23 protein-coding genes and 1 pseudogene are annotated in these 23,550 nt (G+C 71.3%); 16 read left to right on the top strand and 8 right to left on the bottom strand.

Annotated elements, in window-relative coordinates; genetic code table 11:
- Positions 1 to 44: 44 nt before the first annotated feature.
- On the bottom strand, positions 45 to 806 hold the full coding sequence (locus QRY02_RS18035; protein WP_285992696.1) for an NAD-dependent epimerase/dehydratase family protein: 762 nt from the start codon (positions 804 to 806) through the stop codon (positions 45 to 47).
- 163 nt (positions 807 to 969) lie between these two features.
- On the opposite strand from QRY02_RS18035, the gene QRY02_RS18030 reads away from it, so the two are divergent.
- From QRY02_RS18030 to QRY02_RS18000, 7 genes are all read left to right on the top strand, one after another.
- The gene (locus QRY02_RS18030; protein ID WP_285992695.1) at positions 970 to 1,821 is read left to right on the top strand and encodes an ABC transporter ATP-binding protein; all 852 of its coding nucleotides are present in this window, start codon (positions 970 to 972) and stop codon (positions 1,819 to 1,821) included.
- Positions 1,814 to 2,647, top strand: a complete 834-nt coding sequence (locus QRY02_RS18025; protein ID WP_285992694.1) for an ABC transporter permease — start codon at positions 1,814 to 1,816, stop codon at positions 2,645 to 2,647. Before QRY02_RS18030 ends, QRY02_RS18025 begins: the two co-directional genes overlap by 8 nt.
- An 8-nt stretch (positions 2,648 to 2,655) precedes the next feature.
- The gene (locus QRY02_RS18020) at positions 2,656 to 3,834 is read left to right on the top strand and encodes a sensor histidine kinase (protein WP_285992693.1); all 1,179 of its coding nucleotides are present in this window, start codon (positions 2,656 to 2,658) and stop codon (positions 3,832 to 3,834) included.
- Complete coding sequence (locus tag QRY02_RS18015) at positions 3,831 to 4,472, top strand: response regulator (protein WP_285992692.1); 642 nt, start codon at positions 3,831 to 3,833, stop codon at positions 4,470 to 4,472. Before QRY02_RS18020 ends, QRY02_RS18015 begins: the two co-directional genes overlap by 4 nt.
- Before the next feature lie 99 nt (positions 4,473 to 4,571).
- A complete protein-coding gene (locus QRY02_RS18010; protein ID WP_285992691.1) occupies positions 4,572 to 5,993 on the top strand; it encodes an NDP-hexose 2,3-dehydratase family protein in 1,422 nt (473 codons plus the stop codon).
- A gap of 72 nt (positions 5,994 to 6,065) precedes the next feature.
- On the top strand, positions 6,066 to 7,046 hold the full coding sequence (locus QRY02_RS18005) for a methyltransferase (protein WP_285992690.1): 981 nt from the start codon (positions 6,066 to 6,068) through the stop codon (positions 7,044 to 7,046).
- A complete protein-coding gene (locus QRY02_RS18000; protein ID WP_285992689.1) occupies positions 7,046 to 8,098 on the top strand; it encodes a tryptophan 2,3-dioxygenase in 1,053 nt (350 codons plus the stop codon). Before QRY02_RS18005 ends, QRY02_RS18000 begins: the two co-directional genes overlap by 1 nt.
- A 42-nt stretch (positions 8,099 to 8,140) precedes the next feature.
- On the opposite strand, the gene QRY02_RS17995 is transcribed toward QRY02_RS18000, so the two are convergent.
- Positions 8,141 to 8,356: a hypothetical protein gene (locus tag QRY02_RS17995; RefSeq protein ID WP_285992688.1), complete on the bottom strand. Its 216-nt coding sequence runs from the start codon at positions 8,354 to 8,356 to the stop codon at positions 8,141 to 8,143.
- 177 nt (positions 8,357 to 8,533) lie between these two features.
- On the opposite strand from QRY02_RS17995, the gene QRY02_RS17990 reads away from it, so the two are divergent.
- Entirely contained in the window at positions 8,534 to 9,703 is a 1,170-nt protein-coding gene (locus tag QRY02_RS17990) for a nucleotide disphospho-sugar-binding domain-containing protein (RefSeq protein ID WP_285992687.1), read from the top strand.
- Positions 9,704 to 9,779: 76 nt separating this feature from the next.
- Here the strand turns inward: QRY02_RS17990 and QRY02_RS17985 are convergent, their stop codons facing one another.
- Entirely contained in the window at positions 9,780 to 10,229 is a 450-nt protein-coding gene (locus QRY02_RS17985; RefSeq protein ID WP_285992686.1) for an enediyne antibiotic chromoprotein, read from the bottom strand.
- A gap of 217 nt (positions 10,230 to 10,446) precedes the next feature.
- Between QRY02_RS17985 and QRY02_RS17980 the strand changes: the two genes are divergently transcribed.
- The 3 genes from QRY02_RS17980 to QRY02_RS17970 are packed head-to-tail and all read left to right on the top strand — an operon-like array spanning position 10,447 to position 14,356.
- A complete protein-coding gene (locus QRY02_RS17980; RefSeq protein ID WP_285992685.1) occupies positions 10,447 to 11,913 on the top strand; it encodes a condensation domain-containing protein in 1,467 nt (488 codons plus the stop codon).
- A gap of 50 nt (positions 11,914 to 11,963) precedes the next feature.
- Positions 11,964 to 12,695, top strand: a complete 732-nt coding sequence (locus tag QRY02_RS17975; protein ID WP_285992684.1) for a thioesterase II family protein — start codon at positions 11,964 to 11,966, stop codon at positions 12,693 to 12,695.
- Positions 12,680 to 14,356 carry a non-ribosomal peptide synthetase gene (locus tag QRY02_RS17970; protein WP_285992683.1) on the top strand — a complete coding sequence of 559 codons (1,677 nt, stop codon included), beginning with the start codon at positions 12,680 to 12,682 and terminating at the stop codon, positions 14,354 to 14,356. The genes QRY02_RS17975 and QRY02_RS17970 overlap by 16 nt, the downstream gene beginning before the upstream one ends.
- Here the strand turns inward: QRY02_RS17970 and QRY02_RS48865 are convergent.
- The 3 genes from QRY02_RS48865 to QRY02_RS17960 are packed head-to-tail and all read right to left on the bottom strand — an operon-like array spanning position 14,325 to position 15,141.
- Entirely contained in the window at positions 14,325 to 14,636 is a 312-nt protein-coding gene (locus tag QRY02_RS48865; RefSeq protein WP_502874258.1) for a carboxyl transferase domain-containing protein, read from the bottom strand. The genes QRY02_RS17970 and QRY02_RS48865 overlap by 32 nt on opposite strands.
- Positions 14,555 to 14,860 (bottom strand): carboxyl transferase domain-containing protein, encoded by a 306-nt coding sequence (locus QRY02_RS17965; RefSeq protein WP_502874257.1) that lies wholly within the window; start codon positions 14,858 to 14,860, stop codon positions 14,555 to 14,557. Before QRY02_RS17965 ends, QRY02_RS48865 begins: the two co-directional genes overlap by 82 nt.
- Positions 14,809 to 15,141 (bottom strand): carboxyl transferase domain-containing protein, encoded by a 333-nt coding sequence (locus tag QRY02_RS17960; RefSeq protein ID WP_285992682.1) that lies wholly within the window; start codon positions 15,139 to 15,141, stop codon positions 14,809 to 14,811. The genes QRY02_RS17965 and QRY02_RS17960 overlap by 52 nt, the downstream gene beginning before the upstream one ends.
- Before the next feature lie 127 nt (positions 15,142 to 15,268).
- Between QRY02_RS17960 and rfbA the strand changes: the two genes are divergently transcribed.
- The 3 genes from rfbA (at position 15,269) to QRY02_RS17945 (ending at position 19,446) form a co-directional block, all read left to right on the top strand.
- Positions 15,269 to 16,150: a glucose-1-phosphate thymidylyltransferase RfbA gene (rfbA, locus tag QRY02_RS17955; protein WP_285992681.1), complete on the top strand. Its 882-nt coding sequence runs from the start codon at positions 15,269 to 15,271 to the stop codon at positions 16,148 to 16,150.
- Between the two features lie 51 nt (positions 16,151 to 16,201).
- A complete protein-coding gene (locus QRY02_RS17950; protein WP_285992680.1) occupies positions 16,202 to 17,743 on the top strand; it encodes a GMC oxidoreductase in 1,542 nt (513 codons plus the stop codon).
- 236 nt (positions 17,744 to 17,979) lie between these two features.
- The gene (locus QRY02_RS17945; RefSeq protein ID WP_285992679.1) at positions 17,980 to 19,446 is read left to right on the top strand and encodes an MFS transporter; all 1,467 of its coding nucleotides are present in this window, start codon (positions 17,980 to 17,982) and stop codon (positions 19,444 to 19,446) included.
- 150 nt (positions 19,447 to 19,596) lie between these two features.
- On the opposite strand, the gene QRY02_RS17940 is transcribed toward QRY02_RS17945, so the two are convergent.
- Positions 19,597 to 20,181 carry a dihydrofolate reductase family protein gene (locus QRY02_RS17940; protein ID WP_285992678.1) on the bottom strand — a complete coding sequence of 195 codons (585 nt, stop codon included), beginning with the start codon at positions 20,179 to 20,181 and terminating at the stop codon, positions 19,597 to 19,599.
- 79 nt (positions 20,182 to 20,260) lie between these two features.
- Positions 20,261 to 21,208, bottom strand: coding sequence for an LLM class F420-dependent oxidoreductase (locus QRY02_RS17935; RefSeq protein ID WP_285992677.1), 948 nt, complete (start codon positions 21,206 to 21,208; stop codon positions 20,261 to 20,263).
- 591 nt (positions 21,209 to 21,799) lie between these two features.
- On the opposite strand from QRY02_RS17935, the gene QRY02_RS17930 reads away from it, so the two are divergent.
- Both QRY02_RS17930 and QRY02_RS17925 read left to right on the top strand, forming a co-directional pair.
- Complete coding sequence (locus tag QRY02_RS17930; RefSeq protein ID WP_285992676.1) at positions 21,800 to 23,251, top strand: FAD-binding oxidoreductase; 1,452 nt, start codon at positions 21,800 to 21,802, stop codon at positions 23,249 to 23,251.
- A 130-nt stretch (positions 23,252 to 23,381) separates the two neighbouring features.
- A pseudogene (locus tag QRY02_RS17925) lies at positions 23,382 to 23,497 on the top strand (helix-turn-helix domain-containing protein); the annotation flags it as partial.
- Between the last annotated feature and the right edge of the window lie 53 nt (positions 23,498 to 23,550).

The raw sequence follows: 23,550 nt of genomic DNA, 5'->3' as shown, positions 1-23,550 counted from the left end.
CCCCGGTGTTCCCCCTCGCCGCACGGCGAGGGGGAACACCGGCGTCAGATCAGGACCGGCGCCGCCAGGTAGCGGTCGAGGACGCGCTGGTAGTACGTCGGGCCGAGGCCGAACCGGGTCACCACGTCGGGGATCAGCCGGGTCAGCTTCGCCAGCGAGACCGGCACCGCCGAAGTCGTCCGCGGCGGCTGCGGGCAGTACTCGCGTTCGACGCACCGGCCGAGCCGGTTTTCGATGTGCCGGATGATGTCGTCGATCGGCACCGCCACCCCGGACCCGAGGTTGACCACCTGCCCGGTCACCCCGCGCGTCAGCAGGATGTCGATCATCGAGATCGCGTGCTCGACGTCGAGCAGATCCCGGTGCGCGCGCTCGTAGACGCGCACCCGGCCCGACCGCACCTGGGCGACCAGCGCCGGCAGCAGCTGGTGGGCACGCTGGTTGTGGCCGACCAGGTTGGTCATCCGCAGGATCAGGTGCTCCACCCCGGAGTGGGCGACCACGGCCTCCATGGCCAGCTTGTGCCTGCCGTAGGCGAGTGGCGGGAAGACCACGTCGTCCTCGCGGGTCGGGCAGTCGGCCGCGCCGTACATCGCGCCCGACGCCGTCGACAGGTACACCAGCCGCTCGCCGGTGCGGCGGCAGCGGCGAAGGGTGTCGTACAACCCCGCCGCGTCCTTGCCGTAGTCGTCCGGTGAGGTCACGGTCGTGGTCGCGACACCGGTGGCGAGGATGACCGTGCGCGGATGGTCGATGCCGTGTTCGCGCAGGTTCTTGGCCATGAAACCGCGTCCGATGATCTCCACCGGTGCTCCTCTCGGTCCGGGTCGGCCCAGCCCGGATCGTCGGGCGGCGGACTCGAAGGCCCGTCCAGCGCGGCTCACGCGGATTGTCCTTCGAACGGAGGACACCGCGGATCGATCGTTCGCACCTCGCCAAGGGCGAACCGGGGTGGCTAGCCTGACCGCCATGCTGAAGGACACCGTGATCAGGACGCGCGGCCTGCGGAAGAAGTACCGGGACACCGTGGCGCTCGACGTCGTGGATCTCGATGTCGAACAGGGCGAGATCTTCGCGTTGCTCGGGCCGAACGGCGCCGGAAAGACGACGCTGACCGAGATCCTCGAGGGCTTCCGCGACCGGGACTCCGGGGAGATCGACGTGCTCGGCGAGGACCCCGGCAAGGCGAGCCTCGCCTGGCGCACGCGGGTGGGCGTGGTCCTGCAGAACTCGCAGGACTACGCGCAGCTGACGGCGCTCGAGGTGCTCACGCACTTCGCCTCCTTCTACCCGGACGCGCGGCGCCCGGCCGAGCTGATCGGCGCCGTCGGGCTGAGCGGCCACGAGCACAAGCGGGCCGCGCAGCTGTCCGGCGGCCAGCGGCGGCGGCTCGACGTGGCGCTCGGCCTGGTCGGCCGTCCGGAGCTGCTCTTCCTCGACGAGCCGACCACCGGCTTCGACCCCGAGGTGCGGCGGCAGTTCTGGGACCTGGTGACGCGCCTGCGCGAAGAGGGCACCACGATCCTGCTGACCACGCACTACCTCGACGAGGCCGAGCACCTGGCCGACCGGGTCGGGGTGCTGAGCAAGGGCGCGCTCGTGGACGTCGACACGCCGGCGCGCCTCGGCGGCCGGCACCTGCTCGAGGCGGTCGTGTCCTGGACCGACGCCGACGGTCCGCACGAGGTGCGGAGCCCGAACCCGACGCGGACCGTGCTGGAGCTGGCCACGCGGTTCGGCGACGACATCCCCGGCCTCGCCGTCCGGCGGCCGACCCTCGAAGACGTCTACCTGAGCATGATCGGAGCGACCGGTGACTGAGACGAAAACCGCGGACCGGGCGATGCGGCTCCCCGTGCCCGCGTGGCGGATCGGGCTGGCGCGCGGCTCGCTGGAGATCAAGCAGTTCTTCCGCGAGAAGGGCCAGGTGATCTTCACCTTCGCCCTGCCGGTGATCATGCTGGTGCTGCTGGCGAGCATCTTCCGGGGCCGGATCGGGGACACCGGCGTGGACGCCCAGCAGATCTACGTCACCGGGATGCTCGGGGTCGGCATCCTGTCGACCTCGTTCCAGAGCATGGTGCTCCAGGTGGCGGGCGAGCGCGCGAACGGCACGCTCAAGCGGCTGCGCGGCACGCCGATGCCGCGCAGCGCCTACTTCGTGGGGAAGATCGCGGTCGTGCTGGTGTCCAGCCTCGGCCAGGTGGTCGTGCTGCTCGGGGTCGGCACCCTCTTCTTCGGCCTGCACCTGCCCTCCGACGTCGGGCATTGGCTGACGTTCGTGTGGGTCTACGTGCTCGGGATCATCGCGTGCACGCTGCTCGGCCTCGCCTATTCGAGCGTGGTGCCGGCCGCGAGCGCGGGCGCGATGGTGTTCTTGCCGGTGATCACCCTGCAGTTCATCTCCGGGGTGTTCATCCCGTTCAACCAGCTGCCCGACGTGCTGCAGAAGATCGCCGCGGTGTTCCCGCTCAAGTGGCTCTGCCAGGGCATGCGCTCGGTGTTCCTGCCGGACGCCTTCCAGCAGTACGAGCCCGGGCTGTCCTGGGCGCACGGGCGGGTCGCGCTGGTGCTCGCCGGGTACGGCGTGCTTGGGTTGGTCCTGTGCCTGACGACGTTCCGCTGGAAGGGTCGCGACGACGGGTGAAGGCTCCGGTGACATCCGCGGAGAAGGACGCCAGCGGGCAGGGCTGGCTGCTGCGGATCCTGCTGGGCTGGCACGCGTCCTTCGCGCTGATGGGGGTCGTGCTCGTCGTGCTCGCCGCGTTCGAGCGCGACCCTTGGTTCGTCTACGCCGTGGTCGCGCTGATCGGCGTCGCCTACGCCGTGGTGGGCGCGCCCGCGCTGGGCGGCACGGCACCGGCCGGGTACGGCTGGCTCTTCCTCGCGCTGGCCTTCGCCGGGACGCTGGGGATGGTGGCCGTCGACGGGCTGATGTCGATCGCCTTATACGTGCTCCTGCCCGCCGCGTTCGCCTTGCTGCAGCCCATCCGGATCGCGGTGTGGGCCTGCCTCGCCGTCACCCTGGCGAGTGATGTCCTGATCCTCGGCCGGCGCGGCTGGACGCCGGGCGCGGTTTCCGACGTCGCCGTGCAGACCGCGACCGTGTGGCTGTTCGCGCTGCTCGTGGGCTTCTTCGTGACCCAGCTGCTCACCGAGAACCGGCGGCGGGGGGAGCTGATCGCCGAGCTGGAGAACGTCCGCAGCGAACTGACCGAGTCCTACCACGAGGCGGGCGTCCAGTCCGAACGCTACCGGCTCGCCCAGGAGATCCACGACACGGTCGGGCAGGGCTTGACCAGCCTGCTGATGCTGATCCGCGCGGCCGACGCGGCCATCCCCGCCGACCCGGAGCGGGCGCACGAACGGCTCGCGCTGGCGCAGAAGACGGCGACGGAAAACTTGGCCGAAGTCCGCGCCGTGATCAGCGCGTCCGGGCCCGCCGGGCTGAGTGCGTCGCCGCTCGACGTGGCGATCGGCAAGGTCGTCGCCCGGCTGGGGCAGGAGCTGGGTATCGAAGCGAGCGCGGAAGTGCTCGGCGAGCCGCGGGCGCCGTCGACCGACGTCCAGGTGGTGCTGCTGCGCGCGGTGCAGGAGGCGCTGGCCAACGTGCGCAAGCACGCCAACGCCACCCGCGTGCGCGTGCGGGTGCGCTACCACGCCCGGTCGGTGCAGCTGGAGGTCGCCGACAACGGCCGCGGCTTCGAGACCGGCGGCGCTTCGGGCTTCGGCCTGGCGGGGATGCGCGCGCGGGTCGAGCAGGTCTCCGGCATGATGACGGTGTCCAGCGCGCCCGGGTCGGGCACGACGATCAAGATCGAGGTGAGCTGTTGAGCATCCGGATCGTGCTCGCCGACGACCACCCGGTGGTGCGCGCGGGCCTGGTCGGGCTGCTCGCGATGGAGGCGGACTTCGAAATCGTCGGCGAGGCGGCCGACGGGGCCGAGGCGGTCGCCGTGGCCGCCGGGCTCCGGCCGGACGTCGTGCTGATGGACCTGCGGATGCCGGAACTCGACGGGGTCGCGGCGACCGCGCGGATCGTGGCCGAGGTGCCGGGCTGCCGCGTGCTGATCCTGACCACCTACGACACGGACCAGAACATCGTGCACGCCGTCGAAGCGGGCGCTTCGGGTTATCTCCTCAAGGACGCGACACCCGAGGAGCTGGCGGCGGCGGTCCGCGCCGCGGCGGGCGGGGAAACCGTGCTGTCCCCGGCGATCGTCGCGAAACTGGTGAACCACCTGCGCAGTCCCGCCCCGGCGCCGGCCGAGCCGGAATTGCTCACCCCGCGCGAAACCCAGGTGCTGCGGCTGGTGGCCCGGGGGCTGACGAACGCGGACATCGGCCGGGAGCTGCACATCAGCGAGACGACCGTGAAGACGCACCTGGTGCGGATGTTCGCCAAGCTCGAGGTCGGCGACCGCACGGCGGCGGTCACCGTCGCGATGGAACGGGGCGTCTTCCCCGGCTGAGTACCCTCCAGGACCGTTGCCGCGCCCTGTATTCGAGGGTGATTCGAGTTCCCCCGGCGAGGGTGGGCACCTGAACTTCTTCCGAAGGAAGGTGCACCGGTGGTGACTTCTCCCTCCACTCTCGTTCAGCGGGACATGCTGGACCGGTTCCTGGAATCGGCGGCCACGCTGAGCACGCCGACGCTCGGCGGGCACGGTGAAGTCACCGCCTGGCTGGCCGAACGGACCGCGCGCGGCAGCTTCACGACCGAGGCGATCCCGTTCGCCGAGCTGGACGGCTGGTCGTTCGATCCGGACACCGGCGACCTCGGCCACCGTTCCGGTGGCTTCTTCACGATCCGCGGTCTCGACGTGCACGACCCCGCCGGCGTCGTTCCGGTGTGGACGCAGCCGATCATCCACCAGCCCGAGGTCGGGGTGCTCGGCATCCTGGTCAAGGAGATCGACGGGGTGCTCTGCCTGCTGATGCAGGCGAAGATGGAGCCGGGCAACGTCAACGTGATCCAGCTTTCCCCGACCGTCCAGGCCACCCGCAGCAACTTCCTGCGCCTCCACGGCGGCGCGGCGACCAAGTACCTCGAGCACTTCACCGAACCCGGCCGCGGCACGGTGCTCGTCGACGTGCTGCACTCGGAGCAGGGTGGCCGGTTCTTCCGCAAGCGCAACCGCAACATCATCGTCGAGACCACCGAGGACGTGCCGCTGCACGAGGGCTTCCGGTGGTTCACCCTCGGCCAGGTCCACGAGCTGCTGCGGCAGGACAACATGGTTAACATGGACAGCCGCACCGTGCTGGCCTGCCTCCCGATGAACGCCACCGCCCGGCCGCCCGAGCGGCGCGCGGGCGAGCTGGGCCCGGCGGTCGTCGCGTCCTTCCGGCAGGACCCCGAACCCGCCGGCCTCCAGAACTGGCTCAACCACGTCAAAGGCGACTGCGAGCTCACCGCGAAACTCACGCCCCTGCGGTCGGTCGGCCGCTGGCACCGGGACGAGCGGGTGATCGCCCACGAGGAGGGCCGTTACTTCGAGGTCGTCGCGATGTCGGTCACGGCCACCGGCCGCGAGGTCCGCAGCTGGACCCAGCCGCTCATCGCGCCGTGCGGCACGGGGCTGGTCGCCTTCCTGGCCAGCCGCGCCCGCGGCTACCTGGAAGTGCTGCTGCAGGCCAGGGTCGAGGCGGGCACCCCCGACATCGTCGAACTGGGCCCGACCGTGCAGTGCATGCCGGACAACTACCTGCACCTGGCGCCGGAACGGCGTCCCGCGTTCCTGGACCACGTGCGCACGGCGCGGGGGAAGGACGTCAAGTACGACGTCGTCCTCTCGGAGGAAGGCGGCCGGTTCTACCGGGCCGAGAACCGGTACCGGATCGTGGAGGTCGCCGACGACGTCCGGTTCGCCGCGACCCCGCCGGGCTTCCGCTGGGCCAGCCTCGCCCAGCTGTCGGCGCTCATCCCGCACAGCGGCTACCTGAACGTCGAAGCGCGCAGCCTGCTGGCCTGCATGCGCGCCCTCTGCTGACCCCACCCCGGCACGGCACCGCCACGTGGAAGTGCCCACTTCGCCGACCCTGCCGACCAGGAGGTCGAACCCGTGTTCCCCGAACGGCTAGAACGTGCTGTCTACGGGCTGTACGTCACGCACGCGGTGCAGCTGGCCTGCGCCCACGGTGTGTTCGACGCCCTGCTGCCCGCGCCCGCACCGTCCACCGTGGTGGCCGAAAAGCTCGGGCTCGACCGGGAGACCCTCCACCGGATCCTCGTGGTGCTCGGCGGAGCGGGCCTGCTCGAGTCCGGAGTGGACGGCTGGGTGGTGCCCGCCGACCTCCGGCCGTTCGTCGACTCCGGCGCCGAGGAGTATCTCGGCGGGTTCGTCACCCACCTGACCGGGAGCACGGCCGGGCGGATGAGCGAGCTGGCGGGCTTCCTCGAACGGGGCAAGCCGGCCGGCACCCGGCCGTTCGACGCGCTCTACCACGACGAGGCCGCGACCGAGCGGTTCCTGCAGGCCATGTGGGACCTCAGCCACGGCGTCTCGGCGGAGCTGGCCGCACTGTCCGAACTGGACACCGCGACGCACCTGGTCGACGTCGGCGGGGCGAGCGGCCCGTTCGCGGTGGCCGCGCTGCGGGCCGCGCCGTCGCTGACGGCCACGGTGTTCGACCTGCCGGCGGTCGGCCCCGCCGTCGCCCGCACGCGCGAGCGCTTCGGCCTCGCCGGACGGCTCGGATTCACGCCCGGTGACTTCTTCCGCGACCGGCTGCCCGAGGGTGACCGGATCGCGTTCGGCTACATCCTGTCCGACTGGGCCGACGGGACGTGCGCCGAGCTGCTGGCCGCCGCGCGCCGCGCGTGCCGGCCCGGTGGGCTGGTGCTGATCATGGAGCGGCTGTTCGACGACGACGGCGTCGGCCCGCTCGCCACCGCGGCGATGAACCTCTCCATGCACGTCGAAACCGAAGGCCGTCACCGCAGCGCCGCGGAATACGTCGAGCTGCTGACCGCGGCCGGCTTCCACGGCTGCGAGGTCCGGCGCGGCACCCGCGACAAGCACCTCGTGCTGGGCCGGGCGTGATGGCCGCCTTCACCGGGGTCTGCGCGGACATCGTCGCGGCCCAGCGAAGAGCCGGCCGGTTCGCGCTCACCGCCGCCGAACGGGAACTGTTCGGGCGGTGGCACGAGGAAGCCGCCGCCGAGCCCACCGAAGCGAACCTGCCGTTGCGGTTGCTGACCCGGCCGTTCAGCCCGCGGCCGATTCCGGAGTACTACCGCTACACCAGCCTGCACGTCCACGAGTGGTTCCTGGCGGACGCGCCCGACCCGGTGGCGGCCGCGGCCCTGGCGCTGCGCCTCACGTTGGCCGACCTGCTCGACCTCGAGCGCCGGGCGCTGCCGGAGCTGCCGTACCTCGCCGAGCGCGTCGAGCTGCTGACCGGGCTGACCGCGCGCGTCGCGGAGCTGCCCGCGACCCCGCGCAGCCGGGTGGGGGAGCTGCCGGTGGACGAAACGCGGGCGTTCCTGCTGCTGGGCTGTTCGGGCTTCCCGCAGTCCGACAAGCACGAGGAGCACGTGTTCCTGCGGTCCGTGCAGGCCTGTGAGCTGGTGTTCTTCCTGGTCCGGCGGCTCGCCCTGCCGGCCGGGTCGGCGTTCCGGCTGCGTCAGCTCGGCCTGTTCGCCGACCTGCTCAACGGCATCTTCGAGGTGCTGACGACGCTCACGCCGGAGCGGTTCATGTCGTTCCGCGCCGAGACGGGCGACGCCAGCGCCGTCCAGTCGATGAACTACCACCTGATGGAACTGGTGGTGCACGGCCACGATCCGCGCCGCGAGGAGATCTTCGCGCGCTTCCCGCACTTGTCGTGCCTCCGCGGCGAACCGCACGTGGAGGTGCAGCCGCTGCGCCGGGTGGTGGCCGGACTGGGCCGCCCCGAGCTGGACGAGCTGTGCGCGGCGGCCGAGCGCGCCTTGCTCGTCTGGCGCGGCCGCCACTACGGCTTCGCCCGCAAGTACCTGCCCGACAGCAAGGGCTCGGGTGGCACCGACGGCTGGGCCTACCTGAAGCGGTTCGTGACGAAGAACGCGCCGCCGGTGCCGGAAGTCGACCTTGCGGCGTTTGCCTGCCTGTGACCGGTTTCCGGCCGGCGGCGACGCCACCGGCCGTCCGTCCGGTCAGCGGCCTCGCCGCAGCCGGATGCTCGCGGCCACCCAGATGAACAGCACCAGCACGACGATCGCGACCGCGATGCCGATCAGTGCGCCCGAGTCGACCGCGCCGGTCAGGTAGAGGATCACCCAGACCAGGGCGAGCGGCATCGCGGAGCCCAGAACGGCGCCTGCGGGAAAGCGCTTGGCGGGTGTGGTGCCCTCGCGCCGGGGATTGCTCATGGTGCACTCCTTCTTCGTGGAATTCACTGGATCTGCCGGACGTCCGGGTGGGGATCGATCCTGCCCCGGCTCCGAACGGGACGGCAACCGCGCGCCACCCGTTCTGGACGCCGGTTCGAGCGGCCACCCCGACGCTCGGAGCGCTGTCGGCGACCGGGATCGGAGGATGAACGTCACGTGCGCGTGCTGATCACGACATGGAACTGGAACACCCTCTACTTCCCATTGGTGCCACTGGCCTGGTCCCTGCGGGCGCAGGGCCACGAGGTCGTCGTCGCCACCCAGCCGGGGCTCGTCGGTACCGTGCTGCGCTCGGGCCTGCCCGCCGCCGCGGTGGGCGAGAGCGTCGACGCCGGCGCGATGATGGGCGGCTTCCTGCGCCGGCTCGCCGACTCCGAAGGCGTGAACCCGCCGCACTGGCGGGACATGCGCCGCCACGGCACGCTGAACTGCCGGCTCGGCGTGGCCGCCTGCTGGACGATGATGGACGGCCTGCTGGACTTCGCCCGGCGCTGGCGCCCGGACGTGGTGCTGTACGAGGCCTGGACCTACGCGGGCCCGATGGTGGCCGACCTGCTGGGCGTGCCCGCGATCCGGCACACCTGGGGCATCGACTACGCCGGGCTGTTCCGCGAGTTCGAAGCCGAAGCGCTCGCCGAGGTGCGGGCGCACTGGGGGCTCGACGAGGTCCCGTCGCTCGCTGCCGTCAGCGTCGACCCCTGCCCGCCGCAACTGCAGATCGCGTCCCCGGGCTCCCGCCTCCTGATGCAGTACGTGCCGTACAACGGCCCCGGCGTGCTGCCGGACTGGCTCCACAAGCCGGGCCCGCGCAAGCGCGTCTGCGTCTCCTGGGGGACGTCGTCGGGCCGGTTCGACCGCAAGATGGTGGTGACCGGCCAGGTGGTCCGCGCGGTCGCCGGGCTGGACGTCGAGGTCGTCGCCGCGGTGACCGCCGCGGACGCCGACCTGATCGGCGAGCTGCCCGCCAACGTCCGGGTGGTGTCCGGGGTCCCGTTCAACGCCCTGCTGCCGCGGTGCGACCTGGTGATCTCGCACGCCGGGCTCGGCACGGTGATGACCGCGCTGGCGTCCGGCACCCCGCAGCTGCTGGTGCCCCAGATGACCGACACCGCGCTCAACGCCGAACTCCTGGCGGAGAACGGCTGTGGCGAGTTCGTGCTGCCTTCGGACGCGACCGACGAGGTCCTGCGCGAGAAGGCCGCCCGGATGCTCGGCGACCCGGCCTTCTCGGCGGCGACCGCGAGCGTGCGCGACGCGATGCGGCAGCTGCCGACGCCCAACGAGATGGCTGCCCACCTGACCTCCTTGACCTCGTCCATGGTCTGAACCACTTCCCGGGAAGGTGCCGGTCACGGCTCGCTGGGGGAGGGAAGCGCGTGACCGGCACCGGGCTCACGGCGGGTCAGCCGAACGTGATCGACACGCCGGCGCCCTCGCTGCCGGTGTTGCTGGTGTCGGCGGAAGCGATCACGCAGTGCGCGGTCGCGCAGTCCACGGTGGCCCCGGCCGCGCCGGTGCTGAGATCGACCGCCTGGAACGCCTTGTGCACGGTCAGCTTCGCGGCCAGCGCGCCGTCGGCGCCGGCGACGGTCGCCACCAGTGCCGCCTTGTCGCACGCCCGGCCGGCCGGCTGGGCGGCGTCGCACTCCAGCAGGACGATCGTCGAGCCGGCGGCGTAGCCGGTTCCGGACACGTCCACGACCTGCCCGTCGGCGAGGCCGCTGCTCGGGCTCGCGGTCAGCGCCGGGGCAGCGGGCGCGGCCGAGGCCGTGGTGGCTCCGGTGCAGGCGAGGGCCAGTGCGAAACCGGCGGCCACGACCGCTTTCGCTCCGATCGAGGTGCGAGCGGACATGAAGTGGTTCCCTCCGGGTGCTTCGGCGATGTGGACGAGTTCGATTCTGTCCGGGTGCGCGCGGATCTTGCGAGGTGCTAACGATCGACTTCCCAGGTCCTTCGACCGGACGACGCCCGCGGTCGCACGGTCGACCCACCCGCGGTCGACCAGGACTCCACCGAGCCCGCATACCTTGCTCACGACGTACATCGCGCTGGTCGACGGGGGGAGATCCGTGGGGAAGGACAACGCGAAGCGATCGGCACTCGCGTCCGTGCTCGAGGTGGCGTCGTCGCTGCTCGGCGAGCCGGTCGCCCCCGGCGACAACCTGTTCGACCTCGGCGCGACCTCGCTCGTCGCGATCAAGCTGGCCAACCGGCTTTCGGTGCGCCACGACGTCGACGTCCTCCCGGTGCGGGTGTTGCGCGCGCAGACGCCGGCGGCGATCGCGGCGGTCGTCGACGCCCTGCCCGTGCGGGAATCGGCCGGGGCCGCCGAAGGCCGGTGGGACTACGGGCTGCCCCTGAGCCAGTTCATGGCCTACCGGGTCGCGCTGGACGACCCGCGCGACGACGCCCACCTGCTGCGCCGGCTGTACTGGCTGGAGGGCGAGCTCGACACCGGTGCGCTGGCCGGCGCCCTCGACGTCGTCACGTCCTGGCACGACGCGCTGCGCACGCGCATCCTCGCCGGCCCGCGGCCGGTGGTGGACCCGCCCGGCTCGGTGGGCCCGGTGTGCACCGTCGGGACCGGCACCGCCGCGGACGCCCGCCGGTTCCTGCTCCGCGATTTCGACCTGGCCAACGAGATCCCGATCCGGGCCTGGCTCACCGAGCTCGGCGACCGCCGCTTCCTGCTCGCGATCTCCGTGCACCACACCGCCTACGACGGCTGGTCGGAGCAGATCCTGCTGCGGGACCTCGCCACCGCCTACACCGCGCTGGCCGCCGGGGAGCCGCCCGCCGAGCGGCAGCCGACCTCGTACTACCGCGCCATCGCCGTCCAGGAAAGCCGTCAGGCCGCCGAGCTCCGCCGGGCTCGGCACTACTGGCGGGAGCAGCTGGCCGGCGCCACGGGCTTGCCGTTCGGCGGTGCCCGGGACGAGGTCGGTCCGGGGGTCACCGTCCCGGCGCCCCTTCCCGGCGGGCGGAGCGCCACCGCCGCGGAACTGCTGGCCGCGTACGCCGGCGCGCTGCACGACGTCACCGGCGCTCGTGACGTTCTGGTCAACGTGCCGGTGGCCGGGCGCTCGGTGCCCGAGGTCGAGAACGTCATCGGCTGTTTCCCGTGGGCGGCGGCCGTGCGGTTCCCGGACGCCGCCGCGCCGGCCGGCGAACTGGTCGAGACCGCGGCGGAGCGGCTGCGGGCCGCCCTCGCGTCCCCGCCGATGCCGATCAGCGCCTTTTACCAGCCGCCGGCCGGTGTGCCGTGTTCTCCGTTGCTGCAGGCCACTTTCGAGTTCCACGTCTACGCGGTGGCGACGCTCGACCTCCCCGGCGTGCGGTGCACGGGCCGGGAACGGCTGAGCGCGGCGAAAACGTGGCACGACGTCGCGCTGGAGGTCTGGCCGGAGCCCGAGGCCCACGCCCAGCTGCGGTACCGCACGGATGTGCTGAGCGCCGGCGAGGCCCGGCGGCTCGCCACGGCGTGGGCACGACGGCTGCAGCTGCGCGACCTCGGTGTCGGCGCGGCCGCGCAGTGAGCCGCCGACGGCCTCCGGCCCGGTCCGGAACCGACAGGAGAGGAGTGCACATGCCCGGTGCGAGCATCGCGCACTGGACGCGGCCGGCGCAGCCGCGGGCCCGGCTGGTCTGCCTGCCGTGGGCGGGTGGCGGGGCCGGGCCGTTCCGCGAGTGGCGGAACCTGGTGCCCCCGGACACCGAACTGCTGGCCGTGCGCTGGCCCGGTCGCGAAAGCCGGCTCGACGACCCTCCGCACGCCGATCTGGCCGCGGCGGTTTCGGGCCTCGCGGACGACCTGCACGCCCTGCCCGATCTGCCGACGGTCCTGTTCGGACATTGCTCGGGCGGCCTGCTCGCCTTCGAGCTCGCCCGCGAGCTGCGGCGGCGCGGCGGGGAACTGCCCGGACGGCTCGTGGTCGCCTCCTGCGAAGCGCCCGGGCGGCTGACCGACCCCCGGCCCATCGGCGACCTGCGCACCGAGCTCGCCGGCAACGGCGTCACCGATCCGCGGATCCTGGGCGATCCGGACCTGCTCGCCGTGCTCGCGCCGCCGGTGCTCGCCGACCTCGCGCTCAGCCGGTCCTACGTGTACGAGAGCGAGCCGCCGTTGCCGGTGCCGGTCACCGTCGTGGCCACCGAGGAGGACCTGGTGGCCACGCCGGCGCGGTGGATGGACTGGCAGCGCGAGACGACCCGGCCGCTGCGGCTGGCCGGCGTCCGCGCGCGGCAGCTCTTCCCGAACGGGGCCTGGTCCGAGCTGGCCGGCCTGGTGTCCGAGGAGCTCCCGTGTCCGCGACGGTGATCGAGCGGATCGCGGACCGCGCGAAGGAGGCGCCCGGCGCGCTCGCGCTGGACTGCCGGGGCACCCGGGTGAGCTACGGCGAACTCGTGGCCCGGGTCGATGCGCTCGCCACGACGCTCGAGCTGGTCCCGGGGCAGCGCGTTGCGGTTTGCGCACCCCGCGGCGTCGAAGCGGTGATCGGGATACTGGCCGTGCTGCGGGCCCGCGGCGCCTTCGTCCCGATCGACGTCACCCTGCCCGAGGCCCGGGTCGCGCACCAGATCGAAGACTCCGGCGCCGTTGCCGTGCTGGCGGCCACCGGCCACCCCCCGGTGGCCGGCGTGCCGGTGCTGTCGCTCGAGCACGCGGCCCCCACCGGGCCGTGTCCTTCTTTTCCCGATCCGCGCGACCTGGCGTATGTCCTGTACACCTCGGGCTCGACCGGGAAACCCAAGGGCGTCGAGGTCGAGCACGCCGGGCTCACCAACTACGTCGGCTGGGCCGCGCGCACGCTTCCTCGCGCGGCGGCCGGGAGCATCCTGCATTCGCCGCTGTCGTTCGACTTCTCCTTCACCAGCCTGTTCGTCCCGCTCGTCCGCGGTGAGTCGATCACCCTGCTGCCGGAAGACGCCGGGTTCGACGAGCTGCTGTCCGCGATGGAGCGTCCGCACGGCTTCGTCCGGCTCACGCCGACGCACCTGCGCCTCCTGCTGCCCGAGGCGGACGGACGGCGGTTGCGCAGTGCCGCGTACGTCATCGGCGGTGAAGCCCTCCCGCCCGATCTCCTGCGGTCGTGGGCCCGGGTCGCGCCGGATGCCCTGCTGTACAACCACTACGGCCCGACCGAGGGGGTGGTCGGCCGCTGCGTGTTCGCGATCGACGCGGCCCGGGCACGGTGCTGGCCGGACACGCCGGTGCCGATCGGCAAACCGATCGACGGCACCGAGGTCCGGCTGCTCGACGCCGCCGGCGCACCGGTCCCGGACGGGGCCACCGGCGAGATCTGGCTGGGTGGCACCGGCATCGCCCGCGGTTACCTCGGCCGTCCCGACCTGACCGCCGAGCGCTTCACCGACGGCGGTTACCGCACCGGCGACGCCGGACGGCGGCTGCCGTCGGGCGATCTCGTGTTCGCCGGCCGGCTCGACGACCAGGTCAAGATCCGCGGGTACCGGGTCGAGCCTGCCGAGGTGGAGATCGCGCTGGCCGGGCACCCGGGCGTGGCACAGGCCGTCGTCACGGCCGAGACCGACCCGGCCGGCGACGTCCGTCTCGTCGCGACCCTCGTCCCGGACGGGCCACCACCGTCGGCGGCCGAGCTCCGCGGGTACCTCGCCGGCACGTTGCCCCCGTACTGTGTGCCCGCCGTGATCCGCACCGCCACCGCGCTGCCCGTCAACCGCCGTGGCAAGCTCGACCGCCGGGCCCTCACCACGCCGGTGTTCGAGGGGACGCGGGGTGAACGGCTGGCGGGGATCTGGCGGTTCCTGCTGGAGCTGGACGAAGTCGCCGAGGAGGACAACTTCTTCGACCTCGGCGGCACGTCGTTGCTGGCGGTCCGGGTCGCGGAGCTGGCCGCCGGTGCGGGGATCCCGCTCACCCCGACGGCTGTGCTGCGGCACCAGACCCTCGGCGCGCTGACGGCTCTGGTCAGCCCCGTGCCCACGAGCCCGGGGCGGTGAAGCTCTCCCGCACCCAAGCAGGCGCCTTTCCGGCCGCCGGCGTCGTGCGCGGACGCGAGGCCAGCAGGGCGAGCGCGGCCAGCTCGTCGTCGCCCGGGGCGCCACGCACGACCACGACGTCCTCCGGGGTCACGACGGCGGGTTCCCGTGCTTGCGGGACGGCGAAGGACAGGTCCGCGCCGATCGACCGTGAGTCCATCACGATGTAGGCGCCGCCGTAGGCCTTGCGCAGGATGAGCTGGATCCGCGGGACGGTCGCGTTGCAGTAGGCGTAGAGCAGCTTGGCGCCGTGCCGGATGATTCCGCCGTGCGCCTGCTCCCGGCAGGGCCGCGGGCTGGTTCGCCACGACCGGCGACCACGTGCCCGTCGAGCCGGGCGAGTCCGCAGAGGACGTCGGGAGCCCAGGACGCGTGCGTTTCGAACAGGTCGCCGTCGTCGGCGATCTCTTCGATCACCGCGCGCATGTCGTAGGCCCGGTTCGGATCGCCGGGGACGGGGTCCAGCAGCGCGGGGCAGTCCCGGTCCCGGTCGTCGGCCGGTGGTGCTCGAGCCCGAACCCGGCGGCGCGGTGGCGCCGGAAACCCTCGATCTCGCGGAAGGAACCGGCGTCGAACAACAGCTCCAGCCGCTCGCGGACGGTCAGCTTTCCCTTGGGGTGCTGCTGTTCGGTGGCACCCGGCGAGGGGCCGGTGAGCAGGTTGCTTCGTGCCGCCGCCAGCTCCGCGACCCGTTGCCGCAGGTCGTGCCGGAGCCCGGCGGGGGACGGCTCGGAGCTGGTGACCATGCCGGCGAGTGGACCACCACCCGCTCAAGGATGCTTCGACTCCGCTCGGACGGGGTTTGAGCCATCTTCCACGAGCCGCTGGCACAGTGTGCCCGCCGTGGATCCGTGCACCAGGTTTGGAGAGACCGTGAAAGGCATCATCCTCGCCGGCGGGGCCGGCTCGAGACTGCACCCGATCACCCAGGCGACGTCGAAACAGCTGCTTCCCGTGTACGACAAGCCGATGATCTACTACCCGCTCTCGGTGCTGATGCTCGCGGGCATCACCGAAATCCTGGTGATTTCGACGCCCGAGGACCTCCCCAGCTTCCGCCGGCTGCTCGGCTCCGGGGAGCAGTTCGGGCTGGACATCGAGTACGCGCTCCAGTACCAGCCGAACGGCCTCGCCGAGGCGTTCGTCATCGGCCGCCGCTTCGTCGGCGATTCCCGGGTCGCGCTGATCCTGGGCGACAACCTGTTCCACGGCCCGGGGTTCTCCGGCATGCTCGAGCAGGCCAAGTCCGATTTGGACGGATGCGTCCTGTTCGGTTACCGGGTGAAGGACGCGCACCGCTACGGCGTGGCCGAGGTCGACGCGGCGGGAAACCTGCTTTCCCTGGAGGAGAAGCCGGCCCGGCCCCGATCGGACCGGGCGGTCACCGGGCTGTACTTCTACGACAACGACGTGCTCGACATCGCCGCCTCGCTGAAGCCGTCCGCGCGTGGTGAGCTGGAGATCACCGACGTCAACCGCCGGTACCTGCAGCAGCACCGCGCGCGGATGGTCGACCTCGGCCGGGGTTTCGCCTGGCTGGACACCGGCACCCACGACTCGCTGCTGGAGGCCGGTCAATTCGTGCGCGTGATCGAGGACCGCACGGGTGTCCGCATCGCCTGCGTCGAGGAGATCGCCCTGCGCATGGGCTACATCGACGCCGCCCACTGCCACGCGCTGGGGGAGAAGCTCGCGAAGTCGAGCTACGGCGAATACGTGATGAGCGTGGCCGAATCGATGTCCGCGGCCCCCTGAGCGCGATGCGTTCGTCGCGGCGTAGGCACAGCGAGCGAAAGGCTTCCCGAGATGACTGCAACTCCTGACGTCGACGTCCTCATCGTGGGCAGCGGCCCGGCGGGCGCGACCTACGCCCGGACGATCGGCGACGCGGTGCCGGGTGCCCGGATCCTGATGGTCGAGGTCGGTCCGCGGCTGCCGGGACGGCGTGGCGAGCACACGCACAACCTGCCGCGTGCCGACCGGCGGGCCGCGGAGCTGCTCACCCAGGGACCGGACACCGGGATCGAGCGGGCGACGGCGCTGGCCGACATCGCCGGGGGCGCCGACCCGTCGACGGAGTTCCGGCAGGTCGTGCTGCCCGGCCTGTTCTTCGTGGACCCCCGGCCCGTGCTCCCCGACGGTGAGGTGGGGCTGCCGGCCGCCAGCATGGCGAGCGGTGTCGGTGGGATGGGCGTCCACTGGGCCGGGGGATGCCCGCGCCCACGGCAGTCCGAGCGCGTGCCGTTCATCGCGGCCGGAGAACTCGACGCCGCGCTCGACCACGCGGAAGCCCTGCTCGGCGTCACGGTTTTCGGCAGCGACCAGGGCGTCGCCGGTGCCCTGCGCAAGAGGATGGCCGAGGCGTTCGAGGGGCCGGGCCTGCCGCCGGTGGGCTTCATGCCGATCGCCGCCCAGTGGGACGGCGCCGAGCTTCGCTTCTCGGGCACCGGCGCGATCCTCGGCGACATCGAGGAGACCGCACCCGGCTTCGAGCTGCGCGCGGAGACGCTGGCGCGCCGGGTCGTCGTGGAGGACGGTGTCGCGACCGGGGCCGAGCTCGAGGACCGGCGTACGGGCGAGGTGTCGGTGGTCCGGGCACGGCACGTCGTCGTCTGCGCCGACGGTCTGCGCACGCCGCAGGTCCTGTTCGCCTCGGGCGTGCGCCCGCCCGCGCTGGGCCGCTACCTCAACGACCACCTGCAGATGGTGTCCTTCGTCCGCCTCGATGATCCTTTCGTGGCCGGCGAGGCGTCCGGCATCGAGGACATCGGCTACGTCCTGATCCCCTTCTCCGACGACCGGCCTCTCCAGGGCGGCGTGATGTCGGTCGCGAACTCGCCGTACGGGTTCGCCGCCGGCGGGCGCATCGACGACCGCCTCGGCCTCGTCAGCTGGTACGGCGCCAAGGACGTGCAGTGCGGCGACGCCGTCGAATTCAGCGAAACCGAGACCGATCACTACGGCATGCCGCGCATGTCCATCCGCTACGCGCACACCGCCAGCGACCTCGAAACGATCGAGGCCATGCGCGGCCTTTCCCACCGGAGCGCGGAGCTGGTCGGCACCCTCGCCGAAGAGCCCGCCTTGGCGGCCGGCGGCGCGTCACTGCACTACCAGGGCGCCGTCCGCATGGGAGCGGCCGACGACGGGCGCTCGGTCTGCGACCCCGAGCTGAGGGTGTGGGGAGTGCGCAACCTGTACGTCGGCGGCAATGGCGTCATCCCGACAGCGACCGCGTCAAATCCCACGCTCACCACGGTCGCTCTGGCCTGGCGCGCCGCGACCCGGATCGCGGCCGAACTCGGCGGCGATACGGGTTGCCGAATTACGCGACCGCGCGGACGGTGATTTCCTCCGCCGGGCAGGCGCGGTCTCCCAGGTATTCGAAGATTCACCGCATCGCGTCCGCCGTCGACTGCCCGGTATTCCGCGAAAGGGACTCCATCAAATCCTGCGTCGGCGCCGACAGATCTTGTACGTCACCGCGCGCGGCAGGTCCCCGTGCGCTGGTCACATTTCCGCACACTTCCTGAACCGGCATTCTGGAAGAACTCGGCGGACAACCGGATCTGTACTGTCGGCGCATGAGTTCTGCGACATCACTTTCCACCACCTCGGCGCGGTGGAGCGGCCGCCTGTGGGCCATTTTGCTGGCCGTGTCCGTGATCGTAGGCCTGGACGCGCTCGACGTCTCGATGGTCGGCGTGGCACTGCCGGCGATCCGGGCCGACCTGGGCATGTCCACCAGCGCGCTGCAGTGGGTCGCCGGCGGCTACGCGCTCGGGTTCGGCGGCCTGCTGCTGCTCGGTGGGCGCACCGCGGACCTGCTCGGCCGGCGCCGGGTCTTCCTCGCCGCCGTCACGGTCTTCATCGTCGCCTCGATCCTCGGCGGCGTGGTCGACGACGGCGCGCTGCTGATCGCCACCCGGTTCATCAAGGGCGTGGCCGCGGCGTTCACCATGCCCGCCGCGCTGTCGATCATCACCACGACGTTCCAGGAGGGCCCGGCCCGGTGGCGGGCGCTCGGGATCTACGCGGTGTTCGCCGCCAGCGGGTTCGCCGCCGGCCTGGTGTTCTCCGGGTTGCTGACCCAGGTCGGCTGGCGCTGGACGTTCTTCCTGCCGGTGCCGATCGCGCTCGTCGCGCTGCTGGTGTCGGCCAGGGTGGTTCCCGGCTACCCCACGGAACGCGGCGGCATCGGCTACGACCTGCCCGGCGCGATCACCGGGGCGGCCGGCTCGCTGCTGCTGGTGTTCACCATCGTGCAGGCCCCGGAGGCCGGTTTCGGCGCGCCCCGCACGGTGCTGAGCTTCGTCGGCGCGGTGGCGCTGCTGGTCGCGTTCGTGCTGATCGAGCGGCGCAGCCGCAACCCGTTGCTGCGCCTGGGCATCCTGCGGTCGCGGCCGCTGGCCACGGCGAACCTCGGTACCGCGCTGTTCTTCGGCGCCTACCTCGGTTTCCAGTTCGTGGTGATGCTCTACCTGCAGTCGGTGCTGGGCTGGTCGCCGCTGCAGACCGCGCTGGGCTTCCTGCCCTCCGCCGTGTTCGTCGCGTTCGGCTCGCCGAAGATCGGACCGCTGATCTTGAAGGTCGGCACCGAGCGGATGATCTTCGGCGGGCTGCTCGCGCACGTGCTGGCGTACGCGCTGTTCCTGCGCGTCGACGAGCACTCCGGCTACTGGGCCGCGGTGTTCCCGAGCACGGTCCTGCTCGGCATCGGCTTCCTGATGGCGTTCGCCTCGTTCAACATCCAGGCCACCGCCGGCGTGGCCGACCACGAGCAGGGGCTGGCCGGCGGCCTGCTGAACACCTCGCTGCAGGTCGGCGGCGCGATCGGGCTGGCCGTGGTCACCGCGGTGCTGACGGCCAGCGGTGGCGCCGGCGGGGGAGCGGCCGCGCTCGTCGACGGGTTCGTCCCGGCGATCAGCATCCCGATCGGTCTCGCCGCACTCGGTGTCCTGGTCGTGCTGCCGGGCGCGTTCCGCCGGCGCGGCGGCGTGGCAGCCGTCCCGGCCGACCCGCCGGCGACCGAGCTGGACGAGGCCGCGTAGCGGCGGATGGCACGGCACCGTCGTCCCACGGGGACGACGGTGCCGTCGTCGCCGTTCCGGTGCACGTGGTGCCCGCAACCGGCTGATGCCTCGGATCCCTTGTGGTGCGGGGGATCCGAGGCATCAGTCCGGGTGGGACCACCGGGGTGCTCAGCTTGTCGCGGGCCGCTGGGGGCGGTAGCTCAGGATGGCGATGCCGGTGTCGAGGTGGGCGGTCCCGGCGAGCTCCAGCTCCACCACCGGACCACCCTCGCCGAACAGCCGCTGCCCGGTGCCGAGGACGACCGGGCAGACCATGAGATCCAGCTGGTCGACCAGGCCCTCGCGCAGCAGCGAGCGCATCAGCGTGACGCTGCCGTACATCAGGATGTCCTGGCCGTCCTCTTCTTTGATCTTCTTCAGCGCGCCGATCGCGTCGCCCTTCAGCAGGCTCGCGTTCCAGGTGAGCGGCTCGGCCAGGGTCGTCGAGGCGACCAGTTTCGGAATCGCGTTCAGCCGGTCGGCGTACGGTCCGGTGGCGTTCGGCCACGCCTTGGAGAACATCTCGTAGGTGTGCCCGCCGCACAGGAAGTAGTCACAGGACTGCAGGCGTTCAAGCGAGCGTTTCCCGACCTCTTCGTTGAAATACCGGTTCGCCCAGCCGCCGTGCTCGAAACCGGTCATTCCACCCGGATCTTCGACGATGCCGTCGCTGGTCACCAGGGTCGAAACGATGATCTTCCGCAATGTCGTCACTCCTTCATGCCGGTGGGCCGCGCCCGCGCTTTCGGCGGGCGCGGCCCACGAACTGACCCGACCAATACCCGGTACGCTACTACCGCAGGAATTCCTGCGCGTACCGCTCGATCGTGGTCAGTTCCAGGGCGTCGACGAAGGTGATCACGAGCTCGTCCACGCCTGCGGCCTCGTAGGCGGCGAGCCGGTCGCGGACGGTGTCGATGGTGCCGATCAACCCGTATTCGGCGACGTCACCGGGGAACACGCTGGGCGCCCACGGCGGAACCTGTTGCGCGGCCTCCTCGTCGGTGTCGGCGATGATGCACAGGGTCAGCGCGGTCTTGTGAATGCTGTCGAAGTCGCGCCCGACCGCGGTGCAGTGGTTCTTCAGCACCTCGAACTTGTGCGCGAGCGTGGCCGGGTCACCGGAGACGTTGCACAGGTCGCCGTACTTGGCCACCAGCTTGAGCGTCACCTTCTCGCCGCCACCGGCGATCAGCAGCGGAATGTGCGGCTGCTGAATGCCCTTCGGCTGGTTGATCGCGGAATTGACCTGGTAGTACTTCCCGTCGAACTTGGCCTCTTCCTGGGTCCACATCGCGAGGATGACCTGCAGCGCCTCGTCGAGCCGGCGCAGCCGCTCGGCGGCGTCCGGGTACTCGTACCCGTAGCCCAGGTAGTCGGGCTCCCACCAGCCGGCGCCGATGCCGAAGGTGAACCGGCCACCCGAGATCACGTCCAGCGTCGAGGCCATCTTGGCCTGCAGCGCGGGATTGCGGTAGCCGTTGCCGGTGACCATGGTGCCGACGCGGAGCCGCTCGGTCCCGGTCAGCAGCGCGGTGCTGGTCGTCCAGCACTCGAACAGCATGTGCTGGGTGTTCATCGCGTTGTGGAGGTGGTCGGCCACCCACACCGTCTCGTAGCCGTTCTCCTCCGCGGCCTTCGCCACGCGGGTCAGCGCCTGGTACGCCTCGGCGGGGTCCTGCATGCCCGCGAGCTCCAGCGAGAAACCCTGGGGCAGGAACACACCATGCTTGATAGCCAACGTGCACACCTCTCTTTCGGTCGGGTCGTTCGGTCTTGTCACCACGTACAGACCGGCGCGGGCGGCGAAAGGGAGCGCACCGTCAACAACTTTCTTTCCCGCCGTTCCGGCAGCTAATTTCTGTCACTTTGGGTGACCACAGCCGGAGTGCTTCGCGATAATCCCCGAGCCTGCCTGCGGGCCTGTCGCGATTACGCAGCCGCTCGGAAGGGCTACTCCGGTCCAAAGTGACAGCAACATTTTGAGCGCCCGCCGAACGAACGCCGAGTACCGTCGGTGACCGAATCGGTGGCTTCACCCCGCATGGATGAACCGTGGCGGACACCGGTGAAGTCGTCTTCGTCAAGCCTAACTTTGGAGGACTCCATGGCTGACGGTAACCTGGGGCGCCGCGCCGTGCTCGGAGCCGGTGTGGCGGGAATTGCAGGGCTGGCCGGAGGTGGGCGCATGGCGGCATCGGCCGCTCAGGATGGCAACGGCAACGTGAGACCGAGTGCAGTCCCGCCAGCCGTGGCCGTGACGGCGAATGATCCGCAGTACGCCGACTGCGTTCGCGGTCTCAACACCCGGTACATCGGCACGCCGGAATCCGTGCGAATCGTCAACTGCACGGATCAGGTCGTGCAGGTCGTCCAGGAGGCCGTCACGAACAAGAAGCGGCTGAGCGTCATTTCCAGCGGGCACTGCTACGAGGATTTCATCTTCAACCCGGACGTGAAGATCGTCGTGGACATGACCATGATGAACAACACGTACTACGACCCGGTGATGAACGCGGTCGCCGTCGAGTCCGGCGCGACGCTCCTGGAGATCTACAAGACCCTGTACAAGCAGTGGGGGGTGACGATCCCGGCCGGCTTCTGCTACTCGGTCGCCGCCGCCGGGCACGTCGCCGGCGGTGGGTGGGGGCCGCTGTGCCGGGTCGACGGCCTTGTCGTGGACCACCTCTACGCGGTCGAGGTGGTCGTCGTCGACGCCAACGGCACGGCGCGCGCCGTGGTGGCGACGCGGGAGCCGAACGACCCGAACCGGGACCTGTGGTGGGCACACACCGGTGGCGGCGGCGGAAACTTCGGCGTCATCACCCGTTACTGGTTCAAGTCGCCCGGCGCGACCGGTTCCGATCCGCGGACCATGCTGCCGCGCCCGCCGCACGACGTGCTCATCAGCGCGATCGCCTACAACTGGAGCAGCCTCACCCAAAGCCAGTTCACCCGGCTGGCGCGGAACTACGCGAGCTGGCACATCGCCAACCGCGCGGCGGACAACCCGAACCGGGTGGTGACGAGCTACCTGCTGCTCAACCACCAGTCCAACGGCCAAATCGGGCTCATCACCCAGGTCGACGCCACGGTCCCCAACGCCCAGACGATCCTGGACACCTACATCGCCTACATGCAGAGCGGTGTCACGGCCCAGCACGTCGCGCTCACCAACCGGATGGCCGAGATCAGCCCGATGCCGGAGCTGGTCCAGGCGCGGCGGCTGCCCTGGCTCGAGGCGACCCGCATGCTGGGCACGACGAACCCGCCGCTGAACGACCCGACCTACCGGGCGGAGTACAAGTCGACGTTCATGCGCGGCAACTTCCCGGACAACCAGATCGCCGCGGTGTACCGGCACCTCACCAGCACCGCGATCAGCAACCCGCTGGCGGGCGTGCAGTTCACCCCGTACGGCGGGCAGATCAGTGCCGTCGACCCGGCGGCGACGGCGATTCCGCACCGCGGCGCGGCGTTCAAGATGCTCTGGTCCGCGCAGTGGACCGACCCCGCCGACGACGCCAAGCACATCGACTGGATGCGCCGCGGCTACGCGGACACCTACGCCGGCACCGGCGGCGTGCCCGTGCCCAACGACGTCACTGACGGCTGCTACGTCAATTACCCGGACGGCGACCTGAGCGACCCGAACTTCAACAAGTCCAACACCCCCTGGTACACCCTGTACTACAAGGACAACTACGCCCGGCTGCTCCAGGCCAAGCGCCGCTGGGATCCGCTCAACTTCTTCCGCCACCGCCAGTCCATCGGCACCACGTAGGCCGTGCGGCCCCTGACGAAGCGTCCCTCCCCACGCCCAGCGCGCGGAGGGACGCTTTTCCATTTCCGGCCGTGCGATACGCCCGGGCCGCACATCGTCCCGAGCGTGTCGCACGGCCGGGTAGGCGTGTGTCGAGCGAGCCAGGATTGTGCTGGCGGTGGCGGATGGGCGTGGAACCGCGGCACCGCTCGGCTGGCCGGGGTTTCGCGTCCGACGGTGATCAAGTGGCGTGACCGGTCTGTTGCGGCGCTACGAGATCCGGCCCCACGCCACCCGGCAACGAACTTCGGACGTGCGGA

The sequence above is a fragment of the Amycolatopsis sp. DG1A-15b genome (assembly GCF_030285645.1).
Lineage (GTDB): Bacteria > Actinomycetota > Actinomycetes > Mycobacteriales > Pseudonocardiaceae > Amycolatopsis.
This window is presented reverse-complemented; position numbering and strand designations above follow the sequence as displayed.